Here is a 20669-nt window from a genome sequence, read left to right as displayed (position 1 = left end):
CGAGGGGGCGCTGGTGCGCTGAGCTGCCGCTGCGCGACCCTCAGGCGTGGTCGCGCATCCACTCCCTCAGTCCGTCGACCCATTTCTTGGCCGGCAGGTTCAAGTGACGCCGGATCTCGCCGGCACGTTCGTACAGCACCGAGAAATCGAGCTCCGGCGCATTCTTGAAGGCGAGCACCACGATGTTGGCATCGTGCACCTCGGGCAGCCAGACGACGGCGTCGAACACCTGCTGCATGGTGAGCAGGTTCTTGTCGTAGCTGTCGACGTGGCCGAACACGTTGGCGGTCATGATGCCGTCGTTCGTGAGGCAGTCGTAGCAGCCCTGGTAGAAGTCCAGCGAATCGAGCACCGGTCCGCGGGCGTCGTGGTCGTACAGGTCCACCTGCAGCACGTCGACCTGGCCGTGGTTGCCGGCATCGAGCACGAAGTCGAGCGCGTTCATCTCGCGCACGTCCAGGCGCGCGTCGTTCTCGGGCAGGCCGAACAGGGCGCGGCAGATGGCGATCACGTTCGGGTTCAGCTCGGCCACGCTCACGCGTGCGCCGGGAAAGCGCCGGCAGCAGAACTTGGTCAGGGCCGCGCTGCCGAGGCCCAGCTGCACGATGCGGCGCGGGTTCTGGATGAACAGCGTCCACATCATCATCATCTGGACGTATTCGAGCTCGATCGCGTCCGGCTTGGACAGCCGCATCGCGCCCTGCACCCAGGAGGTGCCCAGGTGCAGGAAGCGCACGCCGTCGAACTCGTCGATGGTGGCGGGCGGGTGGCCCGGCTGGGCGAAACGGGGATCGATGCGGGCGTAGGAAGGCGGCATGGCAGAGGAGCGGCGGTGAAAGCCGATCTTACCAGATGACCAATGCGGGACAGTCCTGGTCAGGAAGTGTGCGTACCCGGCAGCGCCGGAAGGATGAGGGTGACGGCCAGGCCGCCGCCCTCGCGGTTCGAGAGCGAGATGCGGCCGCCGTGGGCCTCGGCGATCTCGCGCGCCAGCGCCAGCCCGAGGCCGGTGCCGCTGCGCTTGGTGGAATAGAAGGGGACCAGGGCGTTGGTCAGCACCGCGTCGCTCATGCCGGTGCCGCGGTCCAGCACGTCGATGCGCAGGGCGTCCTGCACGCGGCGCACCTGCAGCGCGACGTCCTCGGGCTGCGATCCGGATTCGTGGGCGTTCTTGAGCAGGTTCAGCAGGGCCTGCTCCATCTGCGGGGCGTCGATCCAGGCCGGATCCTGCGGCAAGTCACCGAGCAGGCGGAACGGCACCTGCTCGGCCAGAGCGTCGATGAACACGTCCCAGGGGCGGGCTTCGAGGCGCGGCGTGGGCAGCTTGGCGAAGCGCGCATAGCCCAGGATGAAGGTCTCGAGGTGGCGGGTGCGCTCGCCGATGGTCTGCAGGATCTGGGGCAGGCGCTCGGTCTGCCCGCGCCGCACCAGCTCCGCGCCCGAGTGCGCGAGCGAGGCCAGCGGCGCCAGCGAATTGTTCAGTTCATGGCTGATCACGCGGATCACCTTCTTCCAGGTCTGTACCTCCTGGCGCCGCAGCTCGGTGGTGAGGTGGCGCAGCAGCAGCAGTTCGTGGCGCCGGCCGTTCAGGGTGAAGCTGCTGCGCGCCAGGTGGTAGACCTCTTCTTCCTCGGATTCGCCGGCGGTGAACAGGCCGTCGCCGCCGCGCGCCAGCGCCTCTTTCAGGGCCGGGGCCGCGGTCTCGAGCACGGCGCCCAGTCCGTGCCCTTCGAGCTTGCGGCCCTCGGACAGCAGCTGGCGCGCGGCCAGGTTGGCGTAGACGATGGTGCCGGCCGAGGTGCCCGTATCGGTGGCGAAGTCCGTCACCAGGAGCATGGCCACCGGGGTGTTCTGGACCATGGTGTCGAGCAGCAGCTCGCGCTGCACCAGGCCGAGGCGCTGTTCGCGCAGCACCTGGCCCAGGTCATTGTGGGCGGCGATCAGGTCGGCCAGCTCGTCGTTCTGCGGCCAGTGCAGGCTGAAGGAAAAGTCGCCGTCGCGGTAGCTCGCCACCGTGCCCTCGAGGGCGCGGAACAGCGACAGGATCGGCTGGATCTGGGTGCGGATGGTGATGATCGCGATCGGGACGATCGCCACCAGGCAGGTGAAGAAGACTAGCGCGGGATGCTCGGGGAACAGGTGGTCCAGCCCGAGCGCGATCAGCATGCCGAGGGCCAGCAGGGTGCCGACCAGCGCCGACCAGCGCGTGACCAGCGAGAGTCGGAACCCTGTGCGCTTCATGCCGGCCTGGCGATGCCGAGCCGCTCCATGCGCCGGTACAGTGCCTGGCGCGACAGGCCCAGTTCGTTTGAAGCCTGCGCCACCACGCCGCCGGCGCGCGCCAGCGCCTGCACGATGGCGTCGCGGTCCGGCTCCGTGTCCGGCGTGGGCGCCACCGCCACCGGCAAGCCGAGATCGGCGGCCTTGATGACCTCACCTTGCGCCAGCAGGCTGGCGCGCGCCATCACGTTCTTCAGCTCGCGCACGTTGCCGGGCCAGGTGTGGGCCTGCAGGGCGCTTTCCGCGGACGGGTGCAGGGTCTTCCCGCGCAGGAAGGACAGTGCCAGCGGCAGGATGTCGCCCGGGCGCGCGGCGAGCGGCGGCAGGCGCAGCTCGATCACGTTCAGGCGGTAGAACAGGTCTTCGCGGAAGGTGCCGGCGCGGATCATGGCGCCAAGATCCGCATTGGTGGCGCTGATCACGCGCACCTTCACCTGGCGCTCGCGGTTGGAGCCGAGTCGCTCGAAACGCCCCGTTTCCAGCACGCGCAGCAGTTTCATCTGGCCGGCCAGCGGCAGGTTGCCGATCTCGTCCAGGAACAGGGTGCCGCCGTCGGCCGCCTCGAACTTGCCTTCCCTGGCCTTGGAAGCGCCGGTGTAGGCGCCGGCGTCGGCCCCGAACAGCTCGGCCTCGATCAGTTCCGAGGGCAGGGCGCCGCAGTTCAGCACCACGAAGGGGCCGTCGGCCACCTGCGAGTTGGCCTGGATGATCTCGGCGATGCGTTCCTTGCCGGTGCCGTTCGGGCCCGTGATCAAGACCGGCACGTCGGCGCGCGCCACCTGGCAGGCCAGGGTGAGCACGCGCTCGGTGGCCGGGTCTTGCCAGACCAGGCCGCGCAGGTCGAAGTTCTGTTCCAGCTCGCGCTTGGCCTTGCGCTCGCGCTGCAGGCGCTGGTTCAGCGCGCGGTTGGCCTGGCCCAGCTCGATCAGGTTGCTCACCGTGGTGAGCAGGCGCTCGTCGTTCCAGGGCTTGGAGAGATAGTCGGCGGCGCCGGCCTTGATCAGCTCCACCGCGGCGTCGAGGTGGGTCCAGGCGGTCAGCAGGATCACCGGCAGGTCCGGGTGGCGCCGCCGGATCTCGCGGAACAGCGCCACGCCTTCCTCGCCGGAGGTCGTGTCGGCCGTGAAGTTCATGTCCTGGATGACCAGGTCCACGTGCTCGCGCCCGAGGATGTCCAGTCCTTCCTCGGGCGAGGCCGCGCGCAGGGCGGCGATGTCGTGGAGGGAGAACAGGACGTCGAGCGCGATGGCGACCGCGGCGTTGTCGTCGATGATCAGTACAGTGGGCATGACGGCAAGTTTAGCACTGGTTGTTTGCCATCAGGCACTGCGGGTGGCGGTCGCCGGCGAAATGCTGGCCGCGCGCCACGCCGGACCGTAGGCCGCCAGGATGCCCAGCGCCCAGAACACGATCGCGCCGCCGATCAGGTACTCGGCCGGGAGGCGCGCCATTTCCAGCCTGGTCACCAGGAGGTGGTTCAGGCCCAGGCCCAGCAGCACGCCGCCGAACACGCCGGCGCTGGTGATCAAAACGTTCTCGGTGATGAAGTAGCGCAGGATGTCGACCTTGCGTGCACCCAGGGCGCGGCGCACGCCGATCTGCTTGCGACGCTGGGTGACCCACAGGCTGGCCATGCCGACGATGCCCGAGCAGGTAATCAGGAGCAGCAGCACGCTGACGGTAATCAGCATCCACGACAGGGCGACGTCGCCGCGGTAGCGCTTCTGGCGGTCGTCCGTGACCGTCTTGACTTCCAGGATCATCGGCGTCGCCGACGACTTGCGCAGCGCTTCCTCCGCTTCCTTCATGACGCGGTCGCGCTGGCCCGCTTCGGCGCGGACGGCATACAGGGCGCCGGGATTGCCGTACAGGCGCGCCGGGGTGATCGCGGACCACTCGCCGCGCTCGCCCAGGTCGCCATGGGCCGACTGCAGCCGTTCGACCACGCCGACGATCTCGGTCCCTTGGGCGTCTTCGCCGGTGCCGAAGTACAGGGTCTTGCCGATTGCCGAGCTCCCCGGCCACAGCTTGTCCGCCAGCGCTTTCGAAATGATCAGCTGCTTGGGCAATTCGCGGTTCTCGTTTTCGTTGATGTCCACGGATTCCTGCGGCAGGAAGTCGCGGCCTTCGACGATCTTCAGTCCGAAGGTCTTGACCAGCGAATCGCCCGAGATGTAGATCGAGGCGATTGCGCTCTCGCGTTCCTGGCGCCGGTCGAGCGCGACGCTGTTGCTGCTGCCGCTGCCCGAGATCGGCATCTGGGACACGTTCGCCACCGAGACCACGCCCGGCACCGCGCGCAGCACATCGGCTTCGCGCTTCATGGTGGCGAGCATCTGCTCGGGACCGTCGCTGTTCAGGTTGCGCACATTGAAGTAGAAGGTCGCGGCTTCATCCAGCAGGCCGCTCGGACGCGCCGCGACTTCGCGGCGCTCGTTGACGACATGCAGGGCGTTGGCCAGGATCGCCAGGCTCAGCGCGACCTGCAGCGCGACCAGGATCGGACCGGTCTTGTTGCGCATCAGCGCGGACAGGATGGGCTTGATTTCCATGATGGTCTCTCTCGTTTTCTCGTTCTTATTGCGATTTCAGCTGGATGGCCGGCGTCACCTGGCAGGCGCGCCAGGTGGGCAGCAGGCCGGCAACGATGGCCGCGGTGACGGACATGAGGAAGGTCAGCATCAGCATCTGCCAGTCCATGCGGGCGACCGCCGCCATGCCCTTGCTCTGCATGCCGATCAGGGCCAGCGCGCCGAAGGACAGCACCAGGCCGAGCACACCCCCAACCAGGCCGACCACGCCGGTCTCGATCAGGAACTGCTGGAACACGTCGCGGCGCGAAGCCCCGAGCGCGCGGCGCACGCCGATCTCGGATGCGCGCACCGAGAACTTTGCCAGCAGCAGGCCGACGGTGTTGACCAGGCACAGGATCAGGAAACCGAAGGCCAGCCAGGCCGACAGCTTGCTGTCGTTGCCGACGACCTTCATGTGCTCCATCCATTCCATCACGTCGTACAGCTTGTTCGGCGCATTGCGCTTCAGGCGGCCCAGCTTGCGCTGCTCGCTCGCATAGTTGTCGAGCCAGGTCTGCAGTTCGGCGCGGTCGCTGCTGCTCCTGGTTTCGAACCAGGCCTGGATCCAGGTGCACTCCGAGGTCAGGAGGTTGGCGAAGCCCGGGTCGCGGTTGGCGCTGCAGTTCATGCTGCCGTTGTGGCCCATTTCGTGGCGCAGCGCGGTCGAGAAGGGGATGAAGAATTCTTCCGAGTTGCCGAAGCGGCTGCCGCCGATCAGCCTGTAGTAGCGCGGCAGCGGATTCCATTTGTCCAGCACGCCGACCACCGTGTACGGGAAGCCGCCGATCCTGATCTGCTTGCCGACCGGATTGGCCTCGCCGAACAGCTTCTCGGCGGTCGCGCGGCCCAGCACCACCACGTCGGCGCCACGCGCATCGTCGCCTTCGGTCCAGGCTTGGCCGTGCAGGAAGGGCACATCGAACATCGCGAAGAAGTCGCGGGTCGGGGCCAGGCCGGAGGCGGTGAAGGCCGGGATGTCGGTGCGCGGCGGCTCGATCGGCTGGTAGACGCCGTACATGGCGGTGCGGCGCTCGCCCTGGCCGCTCTTGAGGAAGTTGGCGGCGTCGATGTAGCCCAGCTGGTCGTCGTTGGGACCGTCGCTCGGCGCCCAGCCCTCGACCGGGCCGTTGTCCACGTGCGGCACCAACAGGCGGTCGCTCTTGGCGGGGATCGGGTCGCCCGACATCATGTGCAGGATGGTGAGCGTGGACACGCTGGCGGCCACGCCGATGGCCAGGGTCAGCACCATCAAGGCGGTCAGGGCGGGGTTGCGGCGCAGGCTGCGCACGCCCAGCTTGAAGTAGTAGGAGAACATGGTCTGGTCGTCCTTATGCGGTCACGGCGGCCTTGTCGACCAGGGTCGGGCCCTTGCGCACCAGGTCCGAGACCTGGCCGTCGATGATGTGCACGTTGCGGTGGGTGCGCACCGCCAGCTCCGGATCGTGGGTCACCATCAGGATGGTGGTGCCGGCAGCGTTGATCTCTTCCAGCAGTTCCATCACGCCGCGCGCCATCTGGGTGTCCAGGTTACCGGTCGGTTCGTCGGCCAGCAGCAGCTTGGGTGAGCCGGCCAGCGCGCGCGCGATCGCCACGCGCTGCTGCTGGCCGCCGGACAGCTCGGCCGGGAAGTGCTTCATCCGCGAAGCCAGGCCGACCTTGGCCAGCGCGTCCTCGATGCGTTCCTTGCGTTCGGTCTTGTTGAAGCCGCGGTAGCGCAGCGGCACGTCGACGTTGTCGAACAGGTTCAGGTCGGGGATCAGGTTGAAGCCCTGGAAGATGAAGCCCAGCTTCTCGTTGCGCAGGCGCGAGCGGGCGCTGTCGTCCAGGCCCTTCACGTTGACGCCGTCGAGGATGTATTCGCCCGAGGTAAATTCTTCCAGCAGGCCGGCGATGTTCAGGAAGCTGGTCTTGCCCGAACCGGAGGGGCCGGTCACGGTGACGAATTCGCCCTGCTTGACTTCGATCTCGAAACCGCGCAGCGCGTGGGTCTCGATCATGTGGGTGCGGTACACCTTGCTCAGGTTGGTCATGCGCAGCATGGGATTCTCCTAGTTTGTGTTGGTCTTGTTCAGCGGTTGATCGAGACGCGCGCGGCGTTATTGAAGGTGTCGGTGCCGGCGACGACCACCTTGTCGCCCTGCTTCAGGCCCGACAGGATCTCGACGGCGGAAATGCTGGTCGCGCCCAACTGGATCGGGGTGCGCACGGCGATCCCGTCCCGCACCACATAGGCATGGCGTCCGCCTTCGCTTTCGACGAAGGGGCCGCGCGGCAGCATCAGGACGTTGGGGCGCTCCTCGATCAGCAATCTGGCGGTCACGCGCTGGCTCTGGCGCAGGCCTTTCGGCTGCTCGCCGTCGAAGCGCACGCGCGCCAGCACCTGATTGCGCACCACTTCCGGCGACAGCGCGGACAGCTTGCCGGTGGTCTTGCCCGACGGCAGGGTGATCTCGGCGTTCATGCCCAGGCCGATGTCGGCCACATAGGTTTCCGGCACCTCGACCTCGACTTCGAGCTTCGACAGGTCGACCAGGGTCATCAGGGGGGCGTTGGCGGCCACCACCATGCGGTTCTGGACGTTGAGGGTGCCGATGAAGCCGTCCACCGGCGCGCGCACGGTCAGCTCGTCGACGCGGCGCTGGGCATTGGCCAGCGACAGGCGCTGGCGTTCCAGCTCGTTGATCTTGGTTTTCAGGGCCAGCTGGACGTCGTCGCCTTCGAGCGCGGCGGCCTGGGAGGCGTGGTTGGCGCGGATCTCGGCCGAGTTCAGGGCATCCTTGGCCTTCTGGTAGTCGATCTTGGCGATGATGCCGACCTGGGCCACGCTCTCGTAGCGCTCCAGGGTGCGCTGGGCCGACAGGCGATCGATCTCGGCGGTGTCTGCTTCGCGCTTGGCCAGCAGCTTCTGCTTGCGCGCCAGGATCTGCTGGCGCGCCACCTCGGCCTTCAGTTGCTCGTAGCTCGAGGTCTCGCGCTTGAGTTCATCGGTCAGGTCCGGGGACTCCAGCACCGCCAGCACGTCGCCCTTCTTGACGGTGTCGCCGGCGGCGACCTTCAGGTTGACGGTGGATGGGGCGGTCGAATACAGGGTGGGGCTGACGGCGGCCACGATGCGGCCATTCACCGACGCGTCGCGCACCAGGGTGCCGCGGGTGACTTCGGCGATGCGCAGGCGGGCTTCGCTGACGGAGTGTTCGCTGCTGGTCCAGGCGCCCAGCACGGCGACGCTGACGGCGAGGAGGGCAAGGGCGCCGCCCACCCACAGCGCGCGGCGCTTGAGCTTGTGGACCGGGGCCGGGGTGAGGACAGCGTCTTGTTCTGATGTATCGCGGATCATGGCATCTCGGGTGACAACGTTGGATGGCGTTGTCAATGCACGATCCGTGCCAATGAAGCAAGTGATTGATTCTATAGGGAAGGTTGCTGCCGCGTCCGGTGTCCGCGGTGTCCGTCATGACAGGGTGCGGACAGCGTCCGGACACAGGAGCGTCCGATTGTGCAAAAGCGGACGGGCGCGAACCGACTGCATCCGCGCCCGTCCTGGGGGTGCTCCTTGGCTTGCTTCCTTACTTCTGCGGCTTCTGCTTCTGGGCGTAGGTGCCCATGACTTCGCCCTTGCCGATCACGTGCCCCTGCATCGCCTGCAGCAGCTGGTCGCGGTCGGCGCCGAAGGGCACATCCAGCATGGTATCGAGCGCATACACCTGGAAGTGGTAGTGGTGCGGCTTGTCGCCCGCCGGCGGCTTGGGGCCAAAATAACCCATCGAGCCGCGCGTGTTCCGGCCCTGCAGCACGCCTTCCGGATCGGTCAGGCGCGGCTGCTCCTGCAGGCCTTCGGGCAGGCTGGTGACGTTCGCCGGGATGTTCCAGGCCAGCCAGTGCACGAAGGGCGTGACCGGTTTGGCGTCCGGATCTTCCATGATGATGGCGTAGGACTTCGCATTCGGTACTGGCTTCCACGCCAGGGCCGGCGACACGCCGTCGGCGTATTCGCTGTATTTCTGGTCCATCGCGCCGCCGGCCTTGAAGCTCGTCGAGCTGACCGACAGCGTGCCTGTCGACTGGGTCTCGGGCCGCTTGTTCGCGAGCGGCACGCCATTGCCCTTGTTGGCCTGGTCGCGCATCGGGCCGCTTGGGGCCATCGCGCTCAAGTTGCCGGGCTTGCCGGCGCTGTGGGCGATGCGGTAGATGACGCCGTTGCCGTCATCTGCCATCAAGAGCGAACCATCCTTGGCCCAGGCCAGGCCGACCGGACGTGCGATGTGGGTCTTGCCGCCGTCGGTAAGGAAGCCGGTGACGAAGGGTTCGACGGCGGTCGGCCGGCCGCCCGCGAAGCGCACCCGCACGATCTCGTAGCCGGACGCCTGGGCGCGGTTCCAGGAGCCGCGCATGGTCACGAAGGCGTCGCCGCTGTACTCGGCCGGAAAGCCGCCGCGGTGGCCGAACACCATCTGCATCGGCGCCGCATGCGCGGTGTAGCCCAGCACCATCGGGGTGCTGCGCGCCTTCCATTCTTCTTTCTTGATCTCGCCCACCGGGGTGCTCTGCGGGTAGATGTCGCCGCCGCCGTAGACGTGCGGCCAGCCGTACATCTTGCCCATCTCGATTTTGTTGATCTCTTCCTGCTGCTGCTCGTCGCCGAGGAAATCGATGCCGTGATCGAAGGACCACAGCTCGCCGGTCTGGGGATGCCAGTCGAAGCCGATGGTGTTGCGCAGGCCCGAAGCGAAGATGCTGCGCTGCTGGCCGTCCGGCGAGACGCGCAGGATGGTGGCGTTCTCGGGATTGCTCTCGTTGCAGGTATTGCAGGTGCTGCCCACGGTGAGATACAACATGCCGTCTGGCCCGAAGGCGATGGTACGGTTCGGGTGCTGGCCGGAATCCGGCAGGTCGCCCACCAGCAGTTTGAGCTCGCCCAGGCGGCCGTCGGACTTGATGTCGGCCACGAACAGTTCCTTGACGGTGACGAGATAGAACTTGTTGTCCTTGATCGCCATGCCGTGCGCGCCGGCGCGGTTGGCCACCTCGACCGGCGCGCCGTCGGCCTTGCCGTCGCCGTTCGTGTCCTTCAGCAACAACACGTCGCCCTGGTCGCGCCGGCTGACGTAGATGTCGCCATTCGGCGCCACCGTGATGATGCGGGCGTTCTTCAAGCCCGTGGCGAAGGGGGTGACGGTAAAGCCCTGCGGCGCCTTGATGCTGCGCATGCGCTCGGGAGTGGCCTCGACCTTGGCCGGCTTGAAGACGTTGGACGGGGCCGAGAAGCGGGTCCCGTCACCCTGTTGGGCACAGGCGGCGCCTGTCGCCATGCCGATTACCACCGCTGCTGTCACGCGTTTCATGCCCTGGTTCTCCCTCGTTACCGTGTATGGATGTGATAAAAAATCGTGCCAGAGTATCGACCGACGGTATGTGGGAGAACGTACGCAGACTGTCGCGTTGGCGGGACAGCGCAGGACAACAGGCGGGACAGGCACGCTAGGCGGCGGCGCGCAGGGTCCGCGCCGCCGCCACCATGTTCTCCAGCGCCGGCAGCACCTCGTCCCAGCTGCGCGTCTTGAGGCCGCAGTCCGGATTCACCCACAGTTGCGCCGCCGGGATACGCGCGGCGGCCTTCTGCATCAGCGCGACGATCTGCTCGCGACTCGGGACGTTGGGCGAATGGATGTCGTAGACGCCGGGGCCGATGCCGTTCGGGTAGCGGAAGTCGTCGAAGGCGCCGAGCAGTTCCATATTGGAGCGCGAGGTCTCGATGGTGATCACGTCGGCGTCCATGGCGGCGATGGCGGCGATGATGTCGTTGAACTCCGAATAGCACATATGGGTGTGGATCTGGGTGGCGTCGCGCACGCCGTTGGCGGCGATGCGGAACGCCTCGACCGCCCAGTCCAGGTAGCCGGGCCAGCCGGCGCGGCGCAGCGGCAGGCCTTCGCGCAGCGCGGCCTCGTCGATCTGGATGATGCGCACGCCGGCCCGTTCGAGGTCCTGGACCTCGGCGCGGATCGCCAGCGCCAGCTGGCGGCAGGTGACGGCGCGCGCTTGGTCGTCGCGCACGAAAGACCAGTTGAGCATCGTGACCGGGCCGGTCAGCATGCCCTTCATCGGCTTGTTCGTCAGCGACTGGGCATGGCAGGTCCATTCCACGGTCATCGGACGCGGGCGCTGCACGTCGCCGTACAGGATCGGCGGCTTCACGCAGCGCGAGCCATAGGACTGCACCCAGCCGTTGGCGCTGAAGGCGAAGCCATCAAGCTGTTCGCCGAAGTACTCGACCATGTCGTTACGCTCGGCCTCGCCGTGCACGAGGACGTCCAGGCCCAGCGCTTCCTGGGCTTGCACGCAGCGCGCGATCTCGGCCTGCATGGCAGCGCGGTAGGCGGCGTCGTCGAGTTCGCCCAGCTTGTGGCGGCGGCGCGCCTGGCGGATCTCCGGCGTCTGCGGAAAGGAGCCGATGGTGGTGGTGGGGTAGGCGGGCAGCGCCAGTACGGCGGCCTGCTCGGTGGCGCGCTGGGCGTGGGCGCTGATGCGCTGGCCCAGCGCCGGCGCAATGGCGGCGACGGCCCGCGCCACCTCGCCATTGTGCACGCGCGCAGAGGCACGGCGGCGGTCGATGGTGGCGGCGTTCGCGATCAAGGCGTCCTGCACGCCGACACGGCCGTGGTCGAGCGCGGTTTGCAGCAGGCGCAGCTCGTCCAGTTTCTGCACGGCGAATGCGAGCCAGGAACGGACCTCGGGGTCCATGCCGGTCTCGAGTTCCAGGTCGACCGGCACGTGCAACAGCGAGCAGGACGGCGCGATCCAAAGGCGCGCCTGCAACTGGCGCTGCACCGGCTCCAGCCAGGCCAGGGTCGCATGCAGGTCGGTCTTCCAGATGTTGCGGCCGTCGACCACGCCGAGCGACAGGATTTTGTCGGGGCCCAGCAGGGCGATCGCCGGCTCGATCTCGTCGCGCGCGTTGATGGCGTCCAGGTGCAGGCCGGCAACCGGCAGGCTGCAGGCGAGCGGCAGGTTGTCCTCCAGGCGGCCGAAGTAGGTGGCCAGCAGCAGTTTCGGGCCGTGGCCGCGCAGCGCCGTGTAGGCGTCCGCATAGGCCTGGCGCCAGCGCGCGTCGAGGTCGGTGACCAGCGCCGGCTCGTCGACCTGTACCCATTCGACGCCGGTCTGCGCCAGCCAGTCGAGCAGTTCCGCGTACACCGGCAGCAGGGCGGGCAGCAGCGCCAGGCGGTCGCTGTCGTCGTGGGACTTGCCGAGCCAGAGGTAGGTGAGGGGGCCGAGTATCACCGGCTTGGCGCGCACGCCGGCGTCGAACGCTTCCTGCAACTGCTGCCGCAAGCGCGAGGTGTCCAGTGTAAACGTCGTGAAGGCGTCGAATTCGGGGACGATGTAGTGGTAGTTGGTGTCGAACCACTTGGTCATTTCGCCGGCGTGGGTGCAGCCGCAGTCGGCGTGCAAGGCGCGGCCGCGGGCCACGCGGAAGTAGGCGTCCAGCGCGTCGCTGTGGTGGGCATGGGCGCGCTGCGGCACGTTCCCGAGCGTGAAACTCATGTCGAGCACGTGGTCGTAGAGCGAGAAGTCGCCAACCGGGGCCAGGTCGAGCGCGGATTGCCGGGCCCAGTGGCGGGCGCGCAGCTGGGCGGCCTCTATTTCCAGTTCGGCGGGTGCAGTAGCTTCCTTCCAGTGGCGCTCGAGGGCGAATTTCAGTTCGCGGCGGGCGCCGATGCGGGGAAAGCCGAGGTTGTGGGTGATGGTCATGGTATGCGTCCTGTTGATGGTCGCAGCCATGATAGGACGGACAACTCATGAATAAAATTGATATGATTTCATATATCGATCAAATTCATTCATGTATCCATGCTGGAACGTATCCACCTGATGATCCTGCGCGCAGTCGAGCAGCGCGGCTCGCTGACGGCCGCCGCCGAGAGCCTGCACCTGACCCAATCGGCGCTCAGCCACGCGATCCGCAAGCTGGAGGGGCAGCTCGGGGTCGAGGTCTGGACCCGCGACGGCCGCAGCCTGCGCCCGACCCAGGCCGGCCTCTACCTGCAGGGCCTGGCCAATCGCCTGCTGCCCCAGCTCGAACACGCCGAGCGCCTGATGGCGCAGTATGCCGAGGGCCAGCGCGGCACCCTGCGCATCGGGATGGAGTGCGCGCCCTGCTATGCCTGGCTCCTGAAGGTGGTGGCGCCTTACCTGGCGGCCTGGCCGGACGTCGACGTCGACGTCAAGCAGCGCTTCCAGTTTGGCGGCATCAAGGCCATCGAGGGATGGGAGATCGACGTGCTGGTCACGCCCGATCCGCTGTTCAAGCCGGGTCTGCGCTTCGTGCCGGTGTTCGACTACGAGCAGGTGCTGGTGCTGGCGAAAGACCACCCGCTGGCCGGCCGCGCCTTCGTGGAGCCTTGCGACCTGGCCGACGAGGTCCTGATCACCTACCCGGTCGACATCGACCGCCTCGACATCTACAACCAGTTCTTCCTGCCGGCCGGCTGTGCCCCGCGCCAGCGCAAGACCATCGAGACCACCGACATCCTGCTGCAGATGGTCGCCAGCGGCCGCGGCGTGGCGGCGCTGCCGCGCTGGCTGGTCGAGGAATACTCCGCGCGCATGCCGGTGGTGCCGGTGCGTCTCGGCCCGAACGGCATCCCGAAGCAGATCTTCCTCGGCACGCGCGAGGACGACGCCGCGATCGGCTACCTCGACGCCTTTATCGCCATGGCGGCCGGCCTCGGTGACAATGCTTGAGATTTGAGGCGCCGGCGCGCTGCTAGGATCGCGGCATGATCCGATCCGAACTCGCACGCCTGCAGCGCCTCTTCCGCCATGTTGTCAAACGCGACGCCGAGCGCGAGCCGCCTTCGCACTTCTTCACTCCCGAAGAAACCGGTCGCCTGCACCGCATCACCCTCGACGCCCGCACGGCGCTCGACGAGCAGACCTGGCATGATCTGCTGCTCCCGGCCTACGAAGAGCAACTCGCACAAGGCACCAGCATCTTCGGCCGCCAGGTGCTGCACCGCCACCTGCGTGCGGGCCTGGACGATGCCGGCTGCGCCGTGCTGGGAGAGCGCCTGCGCGGCCTGCTGGCCGATCCGGCGCGCCTCGACGCCTTGAACCTGGCGCTGCGCCCGCTGCGCTACGCCGAGACCGAGGTCGCCGGCCTGCTGTTCGAGGGCGAGGCGCCGCAAGCGCCCGCCTGGGCCGGATTCATCTGGGTGCTGCCGCTGCTGCTGGTGATGTCCTTGGGCCTGCTCGTCACGCAGCCGCTCGGCTGGATCGCGACCCTGGCCGCGGTGGCGCCGCTGATGGCGCTGCAGATCAGCTACCACCGCCGCCTCGAGCTGTGAAAGAACACGCTGGACAGACTGAACGCGCTGCTGGCCGCCAGCCAGACACTGGCGCAACTCGGCGGCCCGTTGCTGGAGCCTTTCGTCGAGGAGCGCGCCACGGCGGCCCGCCTGCACGGGCGCCTCGGGCGCCCGCTGCTGCTGCGCATGATCCCGGGCGGCGAGGCCTACATGGACTGGTTCGCCGCCTACAACATCCGCCGCTACTGGAAGACCATCCGCGCGGTGTACGGTGCGCGCGACTTCCTGCGCGCCTGCTACCTGCGCAGCGCGGAGCTCGAGGCCGACGTCGCGCTGGCACGCCACCTGCGCCGCCAGCAGCACTGGTGCTGGGCCGAACGCAGCGCCGCGCGCACGCTGGACCTGCAGGGCGGCGTGCACCCGCTGATGGAGATGCCGGTCCCGCTGTCCGTCAGCCTGGACGGGCAGGGCGCCTTCATCTCGGGCCAGAACGCCTCGGGAAAGAGCACCTTCCTGCGCATGGTGGGCCTGAACCTGGTGGCGGCGCGCGCCTTCGGCTTCTGCTACGCGCAGCAGGCGCGCCTGCCGGCCGTGCCGGTGCGCGCCAGCATGCAGAACGAGGATTCGCTGCTGGGCGGCGAGAGTCTTTATATGTCGGAACTGCGCCGCGCGCGCGAACTGCTGGATGCGAGCGGGGAGCCGGCGGGCATCTGCCTGGTCGACGAGGTCTTCCGCGGCACCAACCACCTGGAATCGGTGTCGGCCGCAGCCGCGGTGCTGGAAAGCCTGTGCGAGCGCGACCTGGTGCTGGTGTCCTCGCACAACCTGGTGCTGGCGCGTATCCTCGCGGGCAAGCTGGAACCGTACCGCATCGATACCGCCAGTGGCCGGCCGGTCCTGTTGCCGGGCGTGCTGCGCAACCCGAACGGCATTGCGCTGCTGGCCACGCAGGGTTTCGGGGAGCGGATCGAAGGTCGTGCCGCCGAGGTGGCGCGCTGGCTCAGCGCACACCTGACCGAGTCCGAGGAAAAGCGGCCGCCCGCCTCAGTTGCGCTTGAGCGGCTTGCCCTTCGCAATCACCTCGCGGCAGTCGCCGCGCATGGTGGCGTCGTCGTAGTCGGTCCAGCCGTAGCTGTCGACGTAGCGCTTGTGGCGCTTGAAGGCCGGATTGACGAAACTCCGTTCCAGGCTTTCGCCGGGGTAGCGGATGTCGGCCATGTCGAGCACCGTGTGGAACATGTTCTCGGTCGAGAGCTTCGCCTTCTGATGGCGCTTCAGTTGCGCGACCTTGGCCGGGAAGCGCTCGCCGTAGCTGCCCGAATACCAGACGAAGGCCGGCACGTGGAATTCGTACTGCGTGTTATGGCCGTGGAAGGCGATCTTGCATGACTTGTCGTACAGGGTCTGGCCGTGGTCGGCCACGTACAGCAGCGAGGCGGGCAGGCCGGTTTCCTTCAGCACCCCGATCACGTTCGACAGGAACCAGTCGGTATACAGGATGGCGCTGTCATAGCTGTTGTTCATCTGCGGCTCGATGCGCGGATTGGTGTAGTCGGGCTTCTCGATCGACTTCAGCGAGGGCTGCCAGCGGTCGAACTCCTGCGGGTAGCGGTGCGCGTAGTTCCAGTGGCTGCCCAGCGTGTGCAGCACCACCAGCACCTTCTGCGCCGGATCAATGATGGCGCGCCGCAAGGGCGCGAGCAGTACCGCGTCGTGGTTGGAGGCGTCGGACACGCTGCCCAGGTTCAGGAACTGGACGTCGTCCGCTTCTTTCGCGAACACCGACACCGGCGTGTCGAACTTGCCGAACGAGACCTGGTTCGAGATCCAGAAGGTCTTGAAGCCGGCCTCCTTGAAGGCCGACAGGAAGGATTTTTCGGAGAAGCCATCCTTCAGGCTCTGCATCGCAGGTTTGCGCGAAATGATCACCGGAATCGACAGGCGGGTGGCCGATACCGGCGTGATCACGTCCTTCAGCATGACCAGGTTTTCTTCCTGCGCCAGCAAGGGATTGGTCTCGCGTGCGTAGCCGTTCAGGCTCCAGCGGTCGTAGCGCGAGGATTCGCCCAGCACCACCACGAGCACCTGCGGCCCATGCCCGTCGCCTATCTGCTTTGCCCCGAAGCGGAAGGCGGCGCTGCGCCGGTTCAGTTCGGCCAGGTAGACCCGCTCTTTATAGAAGTCGAGGCCGCGCGCGCTCAGGCCGAAGGGCCAGGATTGGGCGAACAGCGCCAGGTCGACCGGCGGCCTGGCCCAGGCGGGCAGTGGCGGCCAGCTTCCCGCGGTAGCGGCAGCGTGTTTCCCGTCGGCCTGGGCGAAGCCGGATTTCTGCCCGTAGGCCAGCACCGCGGCGCCCGCGCCCAGCACCGCCAGCACGATCCAGCGCGAGCGGTCGTTCCAATCCAGGTCGCGGGTACGCCAGGCTGCCGCCCAGGTCGAGCCGAACCACAGCAGCACGCCGACGATCACCGCGCCCAGCAGCCAGGCTTTCCCGCCCAGGAACTCGAGTGCCTCGCTGGGACTGGTCTCGGCGATGATGCCCAGGTGGTGCGTCGAAATCCCCTGTCCATAATAGACAAGAAGGTAGAGCTCGGTCGGCAGGGCCAGGAAGGCCGGCAGCAGGGCCCAGTGGAACCAGGCCGGGCGCTTGCACAGGGCCCAGGCGGCGATCCAGGCGAACACGCCGGCGCCCAGCAGCTGCCATGGGTCGCTGCCGCCTTGCGCACCCGGCAGGTCCAGCAGCTTCGCCGCAAAAGGCATGCTCGACAGCAGGGCGTAGCTCAGCAGCAGGTACAGGTTGGCGGGACGAAGCAGGCGGGACATCGGGCAGGAAGAGGGCCAAATCGGCTATTATCCTGTCTTTATAGCCGGAAATACACTATCCTTGACGCAAGCTTGACAGCAGCTCTGTAGCAGGCTTGCCACATCCACCACGGTAAACCCCAGGTTTACCCCGCCGCCAGGTCGACCGGCCGGCAAAGCGGTTGACCCACTTGCGCATCGGGTCTATACTCGCGAGTTCTCGATTTATTCTGCACATGGTATACGCATTCGCAGCCGCTCCTTCGGTGAGTGGCTTTCGTCGCCTCTGCTGTGAGCACGAATCCGGGACTAGGTTTCAGTCCCCGGACAAGCGCAACAAGGGTCCGGGTCATCAACGTAGTAACTTTGTTGGATTTTTGAACGATGCCAACCATCAATCAACTGATTCGCAAGCCGCGTGAAGCCGCGGTTGTGAAGAGCAAGTCCCCGGCACTGGAAAACTGCCCGCAGAAGCGCGGCGTTTGCACCCGTGTCTACACCACGACCCCGAAGAAGCCGAACTCGGCACTGCGTAAGGTCGCTAAAGTTCGCCTGACCAACGGTTTCGAAGTCATTTCGTACATCGGCGGTGAAGGCCACAACCTGCAAGAGCACAGCGTCGTCCTGATCCGCGGCGGCCGTGTGAAAGACTTGCCGGGTGTGCGTTACCACATGGTCCGCGGCGCACTGGATACCCAGGGCGTGAAAGACCGTAAGCAGGCTCGCTCGAAGTACGGTGCGAAGCGCGCCAAGGCCGGCGCCAAGAAGTAATCCTGCGGACCCTGTCACGTACAGGTCACATTAAAAAGTTAAGTTGAGCCGGCCGGAAGGCCGAGTAAGTGAAAGATCATGAGGGTCTTTCGCGAGTGCGGACACCGCACTCAACTGAAGATAGGAAGGAATTGAAATGCCACGTCGTCGTGAAGTACCCAAGCGCGAAATCCTGCCGGATCCAAAATTCGGCAACACCGATGTCGCCAAGTTCGTCAACGTTCTGATGCTGTCCGGTAAGAAATCGGTCGCTGAAAACATCATCTACGGTGCGTTCGAGCACATCCAGCAAAAATCGGGCAAGGACCCACTGGAAGTGTTCACGACCGCGATCAACAACTGCAAGCCGATGGTCGAGGTGAAATCCCGCCGTGTCGGCGGCGCCAACTACCAGGTGCCAGTGGAAGTTCGTCCGGTTCGTCGTATGGCGCTGTCCATGCGTTGGTTGCGCGAAGCCGCAAACAAGCGCAGCGAAAAATCCATGCCGCAACGCCTGGGTGGTGAACTGATGGAAGCGGCTGAAATGCGCGGTGGCGCAATGAAGCGCCGTGACGAAGTGCACCGCATGGCAGAAGCGAACAAGGCGTTCTCGCACTTCCGCTTCTAAGCAAATGGCCAAACCCCTTCGGGGAGTGCGGCCTGCAGTATCTGTTGTTCAGGCCGGGCGCGTTTTGATCGTCAAAATGCCGTCCGGTTTTGTCCATTCAAAGATTTAGGAAAAATTATGGCACGCACTACCCCCATTGAGCGCTACCGCAATATCGGTATTTCCGCTCACATCGACGCCGGCAAGACCACGACCACCGAGCGCATCCTGTTCTACACGGGTGTGAACCACAAGCTGGGCGAGGTGCACGACGGCGCCGCCACCATGGACTGGATGGAGCAGGAGCAAGAGCGCGGCATCACCATTACCTCGGCAGCGACGACCTGCTTCTGGAAAGGTATGGCCAGCAACTTCGAGCCGCACCGCTTCAACATCATCGACACCCCGGGCCACGTCGACTTCACCATCGAGGTGGAGCGTTCGATGCGCGTGCTGGACGGCGCCTGCATGGTTTACTGCGCAGTCGGCGGCGTGCAGCCGCAGTCGGAAACCGTGTGGCGTCAGGCTAACAAGTACAAGGTTCCGCGTCTGGCCTTCGTCAACAAGATGGACCGTACCGGTGCAAACTTCTTCAAGGTGTACGAGCAGATGCGCGCCCGCCTGAAGGCCAACCCGATCCCGCTGCAAGTGCCTATCGGCGCCGAAGACAACTTCAAGGGCGTGGTCGACCTGGTCAAGATGAAGGCCATCCTGTGGGATGACGCTTCGCAGGGCATGAAGTTCGAATACGTCGACGTGCCGGCCGAACTGCTCGACACCTGCAACGAGTGGCGCGAGAAGCTGGTCGAAACCGCCGCTGAAGCGTCGGAAGAGCTGATGAACAAGTACCTCGAAGAGGGCGAACTGTCGGAAGCCGAGATCAAGAAGGCGCTGCGCCAACGTACCATCGCCGGCGAAATCGTCCCGATGATGTGCGGCACCGCATTCAAGAACAAGGGCGTGCAGGCAATGCTGGACGCGGTCATCGAATACCTGCCGTCGCCAGTGGACATCCCGCCGGTCGCAGGTACCGACGAAGAAGAGCAGCCGACCTCGCGTAAGGCCGACGACAGCGAGAAGTTCGCTGCGCTGGCATTCAAGATCATGACCGACCCGTTCGTCGGCCAGCTGATCTTCTTCCGCGTGTACTCGGGCGTCGTGAATTCGGGCGATACCGTCTACAACCCGATCAAGGGCAAGAAGGAACGCCTGGGTCGTATTCTGCAGATGCACGCCAACCAGCGCGAAGAGATCAAGGAAGTCCGCGCAGGCGACATCGCCGCAGCAGTCGGCCTGAAAGAAGCAACCACCGGCGAGACCCTGTGCGATCCGTCGGCACCGATCATCCTCGAGAAGATGGTGTTCCCGGAGCCGGTCATCCAGCAGGCAGTCGAGCCGAAGACCAAGGCTGACCAGGAAAAGATGGGCCTGGCACTGAACCGTCTGGCTCAGGAAGACCCGTCGTTCCGCGTGCGTACCGACGAAGAGTCGGGCCAGACCATCATCGGTGGTATGGGCGAGCTGCACCTGGAAATTATCGTTGACCGCATGAAGCGTGAGTTCAACGTGGAAGCAACCGTCGGCAAGCCGCAGGTTGCGTACCGCGAAACCATCCGCAAGGCAGTCACCGACGTCGAAGGCAAGTTCGTCAAGCAGTCGGGCGGCCGCGGCCAGTACGGTCACGCAGTCCTGACCATCGAACCGCAAGAGCCGGGCAAGGGCTTCGAGTTCATCGACGCCATCAAGGGCGGCGTGGTTCCACGCGAATACATCCCGGCAGTCGAGAAGGGTGTTCGCGAGACCCTGACCAGCGGCGTGCTGGCTGGCTACCCGGTCGTTGACGTCAAAGTCACCCTGACCTTCGGTTCGTACCACGACGTCGACTCGAACGAAAACGCGTTCCGCATGGCGGGCTCGATGGCGTTCAAGGACGGCTGCCGCAAGGCGAACCCGGTCATCCTCGAGCCGATGATGGCCGTGGAAGTGGAAACGCCTGAAGACTACGCCGGTTCCGTGATGGGCGACCTGTCGTCCCGCCGCGGTATGGTGCAGGGCATGGACGAAATCCCGGGCGGCGGCGGCAAGATCATCAAGGCCGAAGTCCCGCTGTCGGAAATGTTCGGTTACTCGACCTCGCTGCGTTCGGCAACCCAGGGCCGTGCGACCTACACGATGGAGTTCAAGCACTATTCGGAAGCTCCGAAGCACGTGATCGACGCTATCGTGACCGCGAAAGCCAAGTAATAAAAAAAACCGGGGACGGGTTTCACGAGAACCTGTCCCCAACAACAGCTAAAAAACAATACGTTTCTTTTAAAGGAAGATAGGAAATGGCAAAGGAAAAATTCG

Annotated in this window: 15 protein-coding genes and 1 pseudogene; 6 read left to right on the top strand and 10 right to left on the bottom strand. The window is 65.9% G+C overall.

All coding sequences use genetic code 11. From position 1 onward, the window contains the following. Nucleotides 1–40: 40 nt before the first annotated feature. The 9 genes from B2R83_RS01645 to metE all read right to left on the bottom strand — a co-directional run bounded on the left by B2R83_RS01645 (nt 41) and on the right by metE (nt 12605). Nucleotides 41–817 (bottom strand): spermidine synthase, encoded by a 777-nt coding sequence (locus tag B2R83_RS01645; protein WP_292037943.1) that lies wholly within the window; start codon nt 815–817, stop codon nt 41–43. Nucleotides 818–876: 59 nt separating this feature from the next. Next, nucleotides 877–2241, bottom strand: a complete 1365-nt coding sequence (locus B2R83_RS01640; protein WP_292037942.1) for a sensor histidine kinase — start codon at nt 2239–2241, stop codon at nt 877–879. Beyond that, nucleotides 2238–3569 (bottom strand): sigma-54-dependent transcriptional regulator, encoded by a 1332-nt coding sequence (locus B2R83_RS01635; RefSeq protein ID WP_292037941.1) that lies wholly within the window; start codon nt 3567–3569, stop codon nt 2238–2240. Before B2R83_RS01635 ends, B2R83_RS01640 begins: the two co-directional genes overlap by 4 nt. 30 nt (nt 3570–3599) lie before the next feature. Continuing rightward, a complete protein-coding gene (locus B2R83_RS01630; RefSeq protein WP_292037939.1) occupies nt 3600–4832 on the bottom strand; it encodes an ABC transporter permease in 1233 nt (410 codons plus the stop codon). Between the two features lie 25 nt (nt 4833–4857). After that, a complete protein-coding gene (locus B2R83_RS01625) occupies nt 4858–6168 on the bottom strand; it encodes an ABC transporter permease (protein ID WP_292037938.1) in 1311 nt (436 codons plus the stop codon). A gap of 13 nt (nt 6169–6181) precedes the next feature. After that, on the bottom strand, nt 6182–6892 hold the full coding sequence (locus tag B2R83_RS01620) for an ABC transporter ATP-binding protein (RefSeq protein WP_036209021.1): 711 nt from the start codon (nt 6890–6892) through the stop codon (nt 6182–6184). Between the two features lie 29 nt (nt 6893–6921). Next, nucleotides 6922–8190 carry an efflux RND transporter periplasmic adaptor subunit gene (locus B2R83_RS01615; RefSeq protein WP_292037936.1) on the bottom strand — a complete coding sequence of 423 codons (1269 nt, stop codon included), beginning with the start codon at nt 8188–8190 and terminating at the stop codon, nt 6922–6924. A 229-nt stretch (nt 8191–8419) separates the two neighbouring features. Continuing rightward, nucleotides 8420–10195: a YbhB/YbcL family Raf kinase inhibitor-like protein gene (locus B2R83_RS01610; RefSeq protein ID WP_292037935.1), complete on the bottom strand. Its 1776-nt coding sequence runs from the start codon at nt 10193–10195 to the stop codon at nt 8420–8422. A gap of 136 nt (nt 10196–10331) precedes the next feature. Beyond that, nucleotides 10332–12605: a 5-methyltetrahydropteroyltriglutamate--homocysteine S-methyltransferase gene (gene metE / locus B2R83_RS01605; RefSeq protein WP_292037934.1), complete on the bottom strand. Its 2274-nt coding sequence runs from the start codon at nt 12603–12605 to the stop codon at nt 10332–10334. 99 nt (nt 12606–12704) lie between these two features. On the opposite strand from metE, the gene B2R83_RS01600 reads away from it, so the two are divergent. The 3 genes and pseudogenes from B2R83_RS01600 to B2R83_RS23885 form a co-directional block, all read left to right on the top strand. Beyond that, nucleotides 12705–13598: a LysR family transcriptional regulator gene (locus tag B2R83_RS01600; protein ID WP_292037933.1), complete on the top strand. Its 894-nt coding sequence runs from the start codon at nt 12705–12707 to the stop codon at nt 13596–13598. A 35-nt stretch (nt 13599–13633) separates the two neighbouring features. Further along, on the top strand, nt 13634–14200 hold the full coding sequence (locus tag B2R83_RS01595) for a hypothetical protein (RefSeq protein WP_292037932.1): 567 nt from the start codon (nt 13634–13636) through the stop codon (nt 14198–14200). A 147-nt stretch (nt 14201–14347) separates the two neighbouring features. Further along, nucleotides 14348–14989: pseudogene (locus tag B2R83_RS23885) on the top strand (MutS-related protein); the annotation flags it as partial. A 216-nt stretch (nt 14990–15205) separates the two neighbouring features. On the opposite strand, the gene B2R83_RS01585 reads toward B2R83_RS23885, so the two are convergent. Beyond that, complete coding sequence (locus B2R83_RS01585) at nt 15206–16984, bottom strand: phosphoethanolamine transferase (protein WP_292037929.1); 1779 nt, start codon at nt 16982–16984, stop codon at nt 15206–15208. A gap of 363 nt (nt 16985–17347) precedes the next feature. Between B2R83_RS01585 and rpsL the strand changes: the two genes are divergently transcribed. From rpsL to fusA, 3 genes are all read left to right on the top strand, one after another. After that, nucleotides 17348–17734: a 30S ribosomal protein S12 gene (gene rpsL / locus B2R83_RS01580; RefSeq protein ID WP_027867278.1), complete on the top strand. Its 387-nt coding sequence runs from the start codon at nt 17348–17350 to the stop codon at nt 17732–17734. A 136-nt stretch (nt 17735–17870) separates the two neighbouring features. After that, a complete protein-coding gene (rpsG, locus tag B2R83_RS01575) occupies nt 17871–18341 on the top strand; it encodes a 30S ribosomal protein S7 (RefSeq protein ID WP_027867277.1) in 471 nt (156 codons plus the stop codon). A gap of 117 nt (nt 18342–18458) precedes the next feature. Further along, a complete protein-coding gene (gene fusA, locus B2R83_RS01570; RefSeq protein ID WP_209589795.1) occupies nt 18459–20564 on the top strand; it encodes an elongation factor G in 2106 nt (701 codons plus the stop codon). Nucleotides 20565–20669: the final 105 nt, after the last annotated feature.

Source organism: Massilia sp. UBA6681, assembly GCF_002454935.1.
Taxonomy (GTDB): domain Bacteria; phylum Pseudomonadota; class Gammaproteobacteria; order Burkholderiales; family Burkholderiaceae_D; genus Telluria; species Telluria varians.
This window is presented reverse-complemented; position numbering and strand designations above follow the sequence as displayed.